The organism is Pseudoalteromonas sp. NZS11 (assembly GCF_015864765.1).
GTDB classification, from domain to species: domain Bacteria; phylum Pseudomonadota; class Gammaproteobacteria; order Enterobacterales; family Alteromonadaceae; genus Pseudoalteromonas; species Pseudoalteromonas arctica.
The window spans coordinates 480,920-493,108 of sequence record NZ_JADYWP010000003.1; the positions used below are offsets into that span (position 1 = coordinate 480,920).

General features: G+C 38.9%; 5 protein-coding genes. All 5 read left to right on the forward strand.

The window, feature by feature from the left end; translation table 11 throughout:
• The first annotated feature begins 125 nt into the window (after positions 1–125).
• The 5 genes from I6E82_RS09200 to I6E82_RS09220 all read left to right on the forward strand — a co-directional run bounded on the left by I6E82_RS09200 (position 126) and on the right by I6E82_RS09220 (position 12,096).
• Positions 126–2,225 (forward strand): DUF1302 domain-containing protein, encoded by a 2,100-nt coding sequence (locus I6E82_RS09200; protein WP_197117652.1) that lies wholly within the window; start codon positions 126–128, stop codon positions 2,223–2,225.
• Between the two features lie 13 nt (positions 2,226–2,238).
• On the forward strand, positions 2,239–3,603 hold the full coding sequence (locus I6E82_RS09205) for a DUF1329 domain-containing protein (RefSeq protein ID WP_165721954.1): 1,365 nt from the start codon (positions 2,239–2,241) through the stop codon (positions 3,601–3,603).
• A 126-nt stretch (positions 3,604–3,729) separates the two neighbouring features.
• On the forward strand, positions 3,730–4,725 hold the full coding sequence (locus I6E82_RS09210) for a WD40/YVTN/BNR-like repeat-containing protein (RefSeq protein WP_165721953.1): 996 nt from the start codon (positions 3,730–3,732) through the stop codon (positions 4,723–4,725).
• Positions 4,725–7,046, forward strand: coding sequence for an efflux RND transporter permease subunit (locus tag I6E82_RS09215; protein ID WP_007586903.1), 2,322 nt, complete (start codon positions 4,725–4,727; stop codon positions 7,044–7,046). The genes I6E82_RS09210 and I6E82_RS09215 overlap by 1 nt, the downstream gene beginning before the upstream one ends.
• Positions 7,047–7,254: 208 nt before the next feature.
• Positions 7,255–12,096, forward strand: coding sequence for an NAD-glutamate dehydrogenase (locus I6E82_RS09220; RefSeq protein WP_197117654.1), 4,842 nt, complete (start codon positions 7,255–7,257; stop codon positions 12,094–12,096).
• Positions 12,097–12,189: the final 93 nt, after the last annotated feature.

A 12,189-nucleotide genomic window follows, 5' to 3' on the forward strand; every position in this document is an offset into this window, starting at 1 on the left:
AATAAGAAGTATATGACAGATTAGAGCGAGTATTTGTAATTTTACTGATTCGCTTCTATCGTTATGATTACACTAAAAACAATAACTTGATCACACAAAATGACCCGCGACAGGGGGGAACCAAAATGATAAGAAGATCGCTTTTTGTTAAAAATAGAATCGCTATAGGTTTAGCAGCCGCTAGCTTAGGTTTATCTGCAGCAAGTACTCAAGCTGTAACATTTGAAGCTGGAGGTTTTGATATTACCTTCGATTCAACCTTTTCATATGGGCAAAGTGTTCGCGTAGAAGATAGAGACTTTAACCTAATTGGCAAAAGTAATAATCCAGCCTTTGATTGGACAGGATACAACCCAGCGCTAAACAACACTATTTACTCATCTCAAGATGTATGGGCTCAACCTGGGTCTTATTCAAATAACGGTGACGCGGGTAATTTAAATTTTGATAGTGGTGACTCATTCTCAAAACTATTGAAGGGCACACACGACCTTTCAATAAATAAAGATAACTACGGTTTGTTCACTCGCTTCATGTATTTTTATGACTTTGCTTTAATGGATGGGTACCACGCTTATTCAAATCCTACATCAGGGCAGGGGGTTGACCCGTGTGACGATAAAGACACCAAAGCACAAAGCTGTGCCGACATTCGTTTATTAGATGCGTTTGTATGGGCCGATTTTGATTTAAATGATGGTAATAACCCTTTATCTGTCCGTTTAGGCCAGCAAGTAGTTAACTGGGGTGAAAGTACGCTTATATCTCATGGTATTAACGTAAACCCAGTTGATATAGATCGATTAAAAGCACCTGGCGCTGAGCTAAAAGAAGCATTTATACCAATCGGTATGCTTTGGGCATCGCTCGGTATTACTGAGAACATTACGCTTGAAGGTTTCTACCAATATCAATGGCAAGAAACACGTTTACCAGCAGCCGGTACATACTTCTCTACCAATGACTTTGCAGCAGAAAATGGTTATCAGCAGAATGTTCAATTAGGCTTTACGTCTAATCCTGATATTGATGTTGCTTTTTTAACGGATAGTTTAAATAACCTAACATCTGATTTTGCATTAGCAGCAGCTGCTCAAGGTATTGATCCTTCAAGTGCTGAAGGAAGCGCTTTATTAGCCCAAATGTATCTTGCCTACCCAACTAAGGTTGCATTAAAAGGCAAAGGGGATAATGGTAAAACAGAACCTGAAGATGGCGGCCAGTACGGTTTACGTTTAGGTATATTTTTACCTGAATTTAATGATACTGAAATTGCGTTATACCACGTGAACTACCACAGTCGTCGTCCGCTTATATCTGGTCGTGTATCAAACTTTTCGCAGGCAGCAATTGCTCAAGATTTAGCGATGATCATGACAACAGAAATTACGTCAGATAATGTTGCTGATTTAACCGCTTTTTCTAAAGCTGAAAACGACTACCCAGAAGATATTAAACTATATGGTTTAAGTTTTAACACAACTATTGGTGAAACAGCCTTTGCGGGTGAGTTTGCGTTTCGTCAAGATGAACCACTGCAAATTGATGACGTAGAGTTACTTTATACAGCTATGCCTGAGCAGTTAGCTCTTGCAGGTCTTCGTCCTGATTTTGCAGGTATTTCGCAAATGAGTTTTGGCGATGATATTAGTTCTGTTGGTGCGGGTGAAGTTGCTCAAGGCTATATTGAACGTGATACATCACAAATTCAATTCACGGCTACTCACTTATTTGGACCTTCATTAGGTGCTGATAGTTGGGCTGTAGTTGGTGAAGTGGGTGCAGTAAAAATTCATAACATGCCAGAATATGACGAAATGCGTTTAAATGTATCCGGTACTGGCCGTAGTGGCACAATTACAGGCCCAGGTACTACTGATTATTCAACATTGCAACTTGGTTTATCAAATGGCGCTGAAGAAAAATCATTCGCCACAGCATCTTCTTGGGGTTACCGCTTAATTGCTAAAGGTGATTATTTTAACCTTTACAAAGGTATTAACTTCTCTCCACGTTTTGTATTTTCTCATGACGTAAATGGTAATACACCAGACCCTATGTTCTTATTTATCGAAGACCGTAAATCTTTGGGTGCAACCATGAACTTTAACTACCAAAATGCGTGGTCACTTGATGTGAGCTATAACTCGTTTTGGGGCGGCGGCGATATTAATACTTTCTCAGATCGCGATTACGTTTCTTTTAACTTAAAATATTCTATTTAGGGGTAACATTATTATGATTAAAAAACCTACCCTCATCGCTACAGCTTTTTGTAGCTTGTTTGCAAGCAGCGCAGCTTTAGCTAAATTAAACGCTGATGAAGTTGCTCAATTAGGTCAAAACTTAACGCCAATGGGCGCAGAAAAAGCAGCTAATGCTGATGGCTCTATTCCAGCATGGAATAATGGCATTACAACAGCCCCTGCAGGTTATGAAGCTGGTATGCATCACCTTGACCCATTTACAGCTGATAAAGTGCTTTTCACTATTGATAAAAGTAATATTGAAAAGTACAAAGCCAATTTAAGTCCGGGTCAAATCGCTTTATTTGAAGCATACCCAGACACATTTAAAATGCCAGTGTATGAAACACGTCGTTCTGCGTCTTACCCTCAGTTTGTGTATGATGCGACTAAAAAGTTTGCACCGACTGCTGAATTAATTGAAGGCGGTAACGGTATTAAAAATACGGCGATTGGTATTCCTTTCCCTATTCCTAAAACGGGTTTAGAGGCAATTTGGAATCATTTATTACGTTACCGTGGCCAGTCTATTGAGCGTTTTGGTGGTCAAGCTGCACCGACTGCATCTGGTTCTTATAACTATGTTGGCTTTGATGAGCAGTTATTAGTTAAATACTCAGACCCTAGTGCAACACCAGCAGAGCTGCAAGACTCAAATATTTTGTTTAAGTTTAAACAAAGCGTTACAGAACCGGCTCGTTTAGCGGGTACTGCATTATTAGTTCATGAAACAATGGATCAAATATTAACGCCGCGTCAAGCATGGACTTATAACTCGGGACAACGTCGTGTTCGTCGTGCACCTAATGTTGCATATGATGCACCAGGCACAGCTGCAGATAGCCTGCGTACTACCGATGATTTTGATATGTTTAATGGCTCGCCAAATCGTTACAACTGGACACTAAAAGGCAAGCAAGAGTTATATATACCTTACAACAGCTATAAACTTCATAGTGATAAGCTAGAGTACGATGATATTTTAATGCCTGGCCATATTAACCCAGAACATACACGTTACGAAAAACACCGTGTTTGGGTTGTTGAAGCTAACTTAAAAGATGATACACGTCATATCTATAAAAAACGTGTGTTTTACATCGATGAAGATAGCTGGCAAGTACAGGTTACTGATATTTATGATAACCGCGACCAACTTTACCGTGTAGCAATGGCTTATGGCCTTAACTACTACGAAGTACCTACACAGTGGAGTACGCTTGAGGTTTATCATGATTTGAATTCTCGTCGTTATTTAGCAATTGGTTTAGATAACCAAGAAAAAATGTACGATTTTTCACAGTCATTTAACGATAACGAATTTACTTCAAGCGCTTTACGTCGCGCAGGTAGATAGTATTAAACTAGGCATTTAACAATTTGTTAAGTGCCTTTTCCTTTCTCATCGCGTTTGTCTTACAGCGCGCAACGCTTTCCCCAGTAAAAAGACAAACAACTCTCTCGTACAAGGCGATTAAAATTTATGAAGTATTTGGTATATGCCAGCCTGATAATAAGCGGTGCGAGTGTTGCACAAGAAGCCCCTAACAATGCAATCAGTGCAACAAATGCAGCTAAAACCTTACTCACCGACATAACCAACACAGGCAATAGTCTAATTGCAGTAGGTAAACACGGTACTGTTATTAAAAGTATCTCGGGTGATAAATGGCAACAAGCTGAGCTAGTCCCAACTCAAGTGCTATTAACTGCCGTTGATTTTAGTAATGAAAATAATGGATGGGCGTGTGGCCACGATGCAACAATAATAAATACTACTGACGGTGGTATTAATTGGCAACTACAACAAGCACAACCAAAATTAGACAAACCATGTTTAGATATTCTATTTGAAGATGATTTAAAAGGTTTTGCAGTGGGCGCATATGGCATGTTTTATCAAACCACCGATGGTGGTAAACATTGGCAAAAACGCTTTTTAGATTCGCTATTATTTAGTGATGATCGTGATTACTTGAACGATTTAAAAGAAAATGACCCCGAAGGATACGAAGCCGAAACTGCTTCAATTTTACCGCACTTTAATCGAATCGAAAAAACAGATAATGGTTTAATGCTGGTTGGTGAGATGGGCTTGATGGCCAGAAGCATTGATGATGGTCAAACTTGGCAAAGAATAGAAGAAATTTATCCTGGTTCATTCTTTGCAGTTGCATCAGATAGCACACAAGAAATTGTGGCAGGGCTTCGAGGTAATGTTTTTGCAAAGCAAAATGGTGAACAGCAGTGGCAGCATTTCGAAAATGTTAAAACAGCGACGATCAACAACATCATTAATTATAATAACAAACAATGGCTTATGCTTGCCAACAGTGGCGTTATTTTTCATCTTCAAGATGGGTTACTCACCCACGAGCAGCTTGCTGACGGTAAAGCGATTCTTGATGGTGTAATTTTAGATAACAGGCTGATCATGGCTACAGAAGATGGCATTAAAGTGAAGGAGTTAACCCCTTAATGCATAAACTACTCGATTTTATTGAAAAGGCGATTTTTAGACATCGCTTAATTATGCTTATAAGTTTTGCACTTATAACCTGTTTACTTGTATTCAAAGCGACTCAAATTCAATTAGATGCATCGTTTAATAAAAATATCCCGTTAAACCACGATTATATGAAAGTGTATACCAAGCATGAAAAGCAGTTTGGTGGTGCAAACAGTATTTTGATTTCAGTGTGTGATGACAGTGGTGATATATTTAATCCAGAGTTCTTTACTCAATTAAAAGCGGTTCACGATCAGCTTTATTTCATTCCTGGCGTAAATCGTCCATTAGTTAACTCAATATTTTCACCCAGTGCTCGTTTTGTTGAAGTAGTGGAGGATGGCTTTGCCGGTGGCCCAATTATTCCTGCTAACTTTAAAGCAGATAAGCGTGGTTTAGGTGTAGTAAAGGAAAACATTGAAAAAGCAAAAGTTGTAGGACGTATGATTGCCAGCGATTATTCGTGTGCAATGGTAACTGCTCAACTTTTAGAAACTGATCCTCAAACACAACAAAAATTAGACACATTAGCTTTTGCGCAAAAGCTAGAAAGTGATTTAAGAGAGCCTTTAAGTACGGACAAAGTAAGTATTCATATTATTGGCTTTGCAAAAATGGCTGGTGATATAGCTGAAGGTGCAAAAGGGGTGGTTGTATTTTTTGCCATTGCTATCGCTTTTACCTTTATTATGGTTTGGCTATTTTGTGGCAGTTTAAAGCTGACTATTTTGCCTATTGCATGTTCCATTATTGCTGTTATTTGGCAATTAGGCCTGCTTTCAAGTTTAGGTTTTGGCCTTGATCCCATGTCTATTTTGGTACCGTTTTTAGTATTTGCTATTGGTGTAAGCCATGGTGTGCAGATGATAAATGCGATTGGTAAAAAAGTAGGTGAAGGTAAAACAACACGTATTTGTTGTCAGTCAAGTTTTAGGGCTTTATTAGTGCCAGGCGGTATTGCACTGCTTTCAGACACAGTAGGCTTCTTAACATTACTTACCATCGATATTGGTATTATCCGTGAACTTGCCATTACAGCGAGTTTAGGTGTAGCAGTAATTATATTTACAAATTTAATTTTATTGCCGGTCTGGGCTTCGTACATGAACTTTGAAAACAGTGTACATATTCAATCTGGTGATGCAGCAAAACCAAACATGCTCGATAAAATAAGAGACTTACTTGTTAAAGCGACTGATCCTAAAGTAGCTAAAATGATTATTGGTTTTACACTTGTTCTATTTGCTTTAGGTTACTGGCAAGCAGATAAAATGCGTATAGGTGACTTACATGCAGGCGCGCCATCACTGCATCAAGATGCTCGTTATAATCAAGACACGTTTTTAATATCAGACAAGTACACTATCTCGTCTGATATCTTAAAGGTAATTGTAGAAGCGTATCCTGCAGCATGTACTGAGCATGATGTGATGGAGCGTATAAGCCGTTTTCAATACAAAGTAGAGAATGTAGCAGGTGTGCAGTCTGCTGTAAGTTTGAGCTCTGTAGCTCAATCGGTTAACGCAGGCTACAACGAAGGCAATTTGAAATGGCAAAGCTTGCCACGAAATTCAGCAAGTTTAGTGCAGTCAACGTCTCGAGTTGAAACTAGTACAGGTTTACTTAACGGTGATTGTTCAGTTATGCCAGTGATTATATTTTTAGATGATCATAAAGCACAAACTATCGATACTGTAATTAAGAGTGTTAAGCAATTTGCGCAAGAAGAGGGCACTGATAAATTAGCATTTAAGTTAGCGTCAGGACCTGTTGGTGTAATGGCAGCCACTAATGAATCAGTTGCAGAAGCGCAAATACCAATGATGCTTTATGTTTATGGTGCCGTTATCATTTTATGTTTAATGAGCTTTAGAAGCGTAAAAGCAACGATTGCAGTGGTATTGCCGCTTTATATCGTATCAACACTTGCACAAGCACTTATGGTGCAATTAGAAATAGGCTTAACCGTTTCTACTTTGCCAGTTATTGCTCTAGGAGTAGGTATTGGGGTCGATTACGGTATTTATATACTGTCGTCGATGATGGGGCAGCTTAAGCAAAATGTACCATTAAGTGTTGCTTATCGAAATGCGCTTGTTGAACGTGGAAGTGCGGTTCTATTTACCGGTATTACACTTGCGATTGGTGTGAGTACGTGGATATTCTCAGATCTTAAATTCCAAGTTGATATGGGTATACTGTTAACCTTCATGTTTTTAGTAAATATGTTAGGTGCAGTGTTGTTATTACCCGCTATTGGTAGCCTTCTCTGGACTGACCAGAAAAAATAATGTGAATAATTTTGCTCCTAAATGGCCTGTAAAGGCCATTTATATCTACAATTTGTGAATAGATGACCAAATAGCTGAAATGCTTAAAATGTTTTCATCGAAAAGGCTGTTTATTAGCTGTAAAAGGGTTAGAATTTAATTGACTCCACGCTAATGAATAGCTGTACAAATTCCTGCTCCTGAGCAGTAATAGATTAAGGAACATACAATGACACGAAATGAAGGCCAAGCCTCGGTTATCCTAGATAATGTCTGCAAGCTGATCCAGAAAAAAGTTCGCGCTGATAATGTGTTACTCGTTGAGAAATTCGCCAAAGCCTTGTACAGCAATATGTCTAAAGAGGATTTGGCAAACCGCAACGATAGTGACCTATATGGCGCAGCATTAAGCCTTTGGAACTCGCTAGAAAAAAATACTACCGACGACGCTGTTATCCGCGTTTTCAACCCTGAAGTGGCAAAAGATGGCTGGCAGTCATCACATACAATCGTAGAGATTATTACTAAAGACATGCCGTTTTTAGTTGATTCTGTTCGTATGGCCATGACTCGTGAAAATATCGCCTCTCACTTATTACTTCACTGCCCATTAAAAATTAAGCGCGATGAAAACGCTAAAATTTCTGGATTATCAAATTTAAAAGCAGAGCAAGAATCCTCATCTACTAAAACAGTATTTTTTATTGAAATTGACCGTCAAACAGATTCTTCTGTGATTGAGTCTTTCAAGAAAGAGTTAGAGTCGGTTCTTGTTGATGTGTCAGTTGCTGTTGATGATTGGCAGCCAATTCGTAAAAAATTGATTGCAGTAACCAAAGAGTTACCTAAACGTCATCATAATAAAACGACAGAAGAAGTTTCAGAAACAACTGAGTTTTTAGATTGGTTAGCGAAAGATAACTTTACCCTAATGGGTTACCGTGAATATGAGCTAAGCCCAGTTCAAGGTGATTACCAATTAAAAGGTAAAATGGAATCAAGCCTTGGCTTGATGAAAAACTCTACTGAAGAACACACACGATTATTATCAGAATTACCAGAAGTTGCTCGCCAAGAAGCACGCAGCAGCAACCTACTGATCTTGACAAAAACAAACTCTGTTTCTCGCGTTCACCGTCCAGCCTACATTGATTACGTAGGTATTAAGCGTTTTGACGATGAAGGCAATGTAATTGGTGAAGACCGCTTTATTGGTTTGTTCTCATCAAGCTTTTACAATAATAGTGCTACTGATGTGCCTGTTTTAAAAAGTAAAATTAACCGCATTATGGAAATGTGTGATTTTGCTAAAGGTACACACGCTTACAAAGCTGTTTTAAATATTTTAGAAACCTACCCACGTGATGAGCTAGTTCAAGCGCGCGAAAGTGAGCTACTTGAAGTTGCTATGGGTGTTTTACAAGTACAAGAGCGCGATATGTGTCGCTTGTTTGTACGTAAAGATGCGTATGGTCGCTTTTTATCTTGCATGGTTTATGTTCCTCGCGAACGCTATAACACGGCTCTTCGTCGTGAAACGCAAGATATATTAGCTAATGCATTTAATTCTGACGATAAAGTCGAATTTACTACTTATTTCTCTGAGTCAACACTGGCGCGTACTCATTATACCGTTCGTGTGACCGACAACAAGATCGAATATAACGTGAAAGACATCGAAAACAATTTAGTAGAAGCTGCACGTACGTGGGAAGATAAACTTCAATCTGCACTTTTAGAGTCTGCGGGTGAAGCACGTGGTAACGATTTAAATCGTAAATACTGTAATGCGTTTGCACGCTCATACAAAGATGAAGTGCTTCCAAGTGCTGCGGTTGTTGATATTGAAAAGTTAGAACTACTTAGCGATGAAAACAAGCTAGAAATGCTGTTCTACCGTCCTCAAGAAGAAGCAAACAGTAATATTGTACGATTAAGCTTATTCCATAAAGATGAGCCAATTCACTTATCTGATGTTATGCCAATGCTTGAAAACTTTGGTCTGCGCGTTGTTGGTGAAACACCATATTCAGTTAAAACTAGCGATGGTCGTATTAACTGGATCATGGACTTCTCGATGCTTATTGACAGCAAAGGGATGGCAGACTTTGATAAAATTTCAGCACGTTTTCGCGCTGCATTAACAAATGTGTGGGGCAACCGCCTTGAAAATGATGGTTTTAACCGTTTAGTGTTAATGGGTGGCCTAACTGGCCGCGAAGCCTCTATTTTACGTGCTTACGCTAAGTACATGCGTCAAATTGGTGTAACGTTCTCACAAAGTTACATTGAAAGCACATTTGCAAATTATCCAAACATTGCAGCGCAAATTGTTAATTTATTTGCTAAAAAGTTCTCAGTTAAGAGCCCAGCAAGTGCTAAAACACTTGAAAAGTTAAGTACGCAAATTTACTTAGAACTTGAAAATGTAGCAAACCTTGATGATGACCGTATTATACGTTTATACGTAGATATGATTGTTGCGACGCTACGAACTAACTATTTCCAAAAAGATGATGCAGGTCAGTTTAAGTCTTATGTCTCGTTTAAAATACAGCCTAGCTTAATTCCTGATGTACCACTTCCACTTCCTGCGTTTGAGATTTTTGTATACTCACCGCGCGTTGAAGGTGTGCATTTACGTTACGGTAAAGTAGCGCGTGGTGGTCTGCGTTGGTCTGACCGTCGTGAAGATTTCCGTACTGAAGTACTTGGCTTAGTTAAAGCTCAACAAGTTAAAAATACAGTAATTGTACCTGTTGGTTCTAAAGGTGGTTTTGTATGTAAACAATTACCTAGTGAGCGCGAAGCGTTTATAAAAGAAGGCCAAGAGTGTTACAAAATCTTTATCCGTGGTCTTCTAGATATTACAGATAACATAGAGCGCGGTGAAGTAGTCCCAGCTCGCGATGTTGTTCGCCACGATGAAGATGATGCTTACTTAGTGGTTGCAGCCGATAAAGGAACCGCTACTTTCTCTGATATCGCAAACGGCATAGCTAATGAATACAATTTCTGGCTAGGTGATGCATTCGCATCAGGTGGCTCGGTTGGTTACGATCATAAGAAAATGGGTATTACAGCTAAAGGCGCATGGGAGTCAGTTAAACGACATTTCCGTGAAATGGATATCGATTGTCAAACTACCGACTTTACGGTAGTTGCAATTGGCGATATGGCTGGTGATGTATTTGGTAATGGTATGTTGTTATCTAAGCATATTCGTTTACAAGTTGCCTTTAACCATATGCACATTTTTGTTGATCCTAACCCAGATGCTACTACTTCTTACCCAGAGCGCGAACGTTTATTTAATATGCCGCGTTCATCTTGGGAAGATTACAATAAAGAGTTAATTTCTGCCGGTGGTGGTGTTTTCTCTCGTGCTGCTAAATCAATTACGCTCAGCCCAGAAATGAAAAAAATGTTGGGTACTAAAAAAGCAAGTATGACCCCAAATGAGTTAATGAAAGCTTCATTGATGATGGAGTTCGATTTACTGTGGAATGGCGGCATTGGTACATACATTAAAAACTCTAAAGAAACTGATGCAGATGTAGGGGATCGTGCAAACGATGCACTACGTATCAATGGTAGAGATTTAGGCGCTAAAATAATTGGTGAGGGCGGTAACTTAGGTGCAACTCAATTAGGTCGTGTTGAATTTGCAGCTAAGGGTGGTCGTGTTAATACTGACTTTATTGATAACGTAGGAGGCGTTGCCTGTTCAGATAACGAAGTTAACATTAAGATTTTACTTAATGGCTTGGTTGCTGAAGGTGACTTAACACGTAAACAACGTGATGAGCTACTTTACTCAATGACAGATGAAGTATCTGAATTAGTATTAAAAGACTGTTACCGTCAAACACATACTATTTCAATTACGCAGTCTAAAGGTACTTCAACGCTTAAAGAAAAGATTCGCTTTATTCATGCACTTGAAAAAGATGGCAAGTTAAACCGTGCTATTGAGTTCATTCCAAGTGATGAAGAATTGGCAGAACGTGCAGCCGCAGGTAAAGACTTAACTCGCCCTGAGCTTTCAGTGCTAGTGTCTTACGCAAAAATGGTATTAAAAGAGTCTTTAGTAAGTGATGAAATTACTGAAAACCCTTACTATCGTCAATTGCTTGTGAAGTCATTCCCACGTCCTCTACGTGAGAAGTTTAACGATGCGATGAACAACCATCCACTTCGTAAAGAAATTATTGCAACCAAACTTGCTAACAGCATTGTTAACGATATGGGTTTAAACTTCATGGTACGTATGCATGAAGAAACCGGTGCCAACGAAGCTGAAATTGCAATGTGTTACTCAATTGCTAGCGAAATATTTGAAATGCGCGATACATGGTCGTCTATCAGCGCACTGGATAATAAAATACCAGCAGCGGTACAAACTGAAATGCTTTACCAACTTCGTCGTACTGTTCGTCGTACTACGCGTTGGTTCTTACGTCATCGTAATAAGTCACAAACGATTGAACAAGGAATTGAATTCTTTGCGCCAACATTTAAAGATTTAAGCGATAATTTAAATACGTACATGATTGAAAAAGAAAATGACCGTATTGTAATTGAAGCTAATAAGTTAATTGATGCCGGCGTTCCTGCAGATATAGCTAAGCGTATTGTTTCGTTATCAAGCTTATTCTCTGTGATGGATTTAGCTGAAGTTGCTAATAATTCAGGTAAGAGTATTTCGATGGTATCGAATACTTACTTTAAACTAGGCGCGAGAATGGGTCTGCATTGGTTCTTAGAGCAAATAACTAAGCAACCAGTAGCAAATCATTGGCAAGCACTTGCTCGTTCATCTTACCGTGAAGAGCTTGATTGGCAGCAACGTACGTTATCTGAAGTGGTGCTAAATAGCTTTGAAGGTGACGAGAGCGATGTTGATAGTCAAATAGATGAGTGGATGGATAGCCAAGATTTATTACTTCAGCGTTGGAAACAAATGTTGGCTGAGTTTAAAACATCACAAAGCCATGACTTTGCTAAGTTCTCAGTTGCACTTCGTGAACTTATGTTATTAAGTCACAACTGTGATACATCAGGAAAATAATTTAGCTTTAATCAGTTATTTGTTTAGTAAATAAATAACTGATTGTTAAAATTGTTATACAATACCTTAGCCTTGTCTGAGGTATTTTTTTGT

Bases quoted from the DNA above. Each gene is read 5' to 3' on its own strand.
- I6E82_RS09205 (WP_165721954.1), top strand. From the start codon at position 2,239: ATGATTAAAAAACCTACCCTCATCGCTACAGCTTTTTGTAGCTTGTTT.
- I6E82_RS09220 (WP_197117654.1), top strand. From the start codon at position 7,255: ATGACACGAAATGAAGGCCAAGCCTCGGTTATCCTAGATAATGTCTGC.
- I6E82_RS09200 (WP_197117652.1), top strand. From the start codon at position 126: ATGATAAGAAGATCGCTTTTTGTTAAAAATAGAATCGCTATAGGTTTA.
- I6E82_RS09215 (WP_007586903.1), top strand. From the start codon at position 4,725: ATGCATAAACTACTCGATTTTATTGAAAAGGCGATTTTTAGACATCGC.
- I6E82_RS09210 (WP_165721953.1), top strand. From the start codon at position 3,730: ATGAAGTATTTGGTATATGCCAGCCTGATAATAAGCGGTGCGAGTGTT.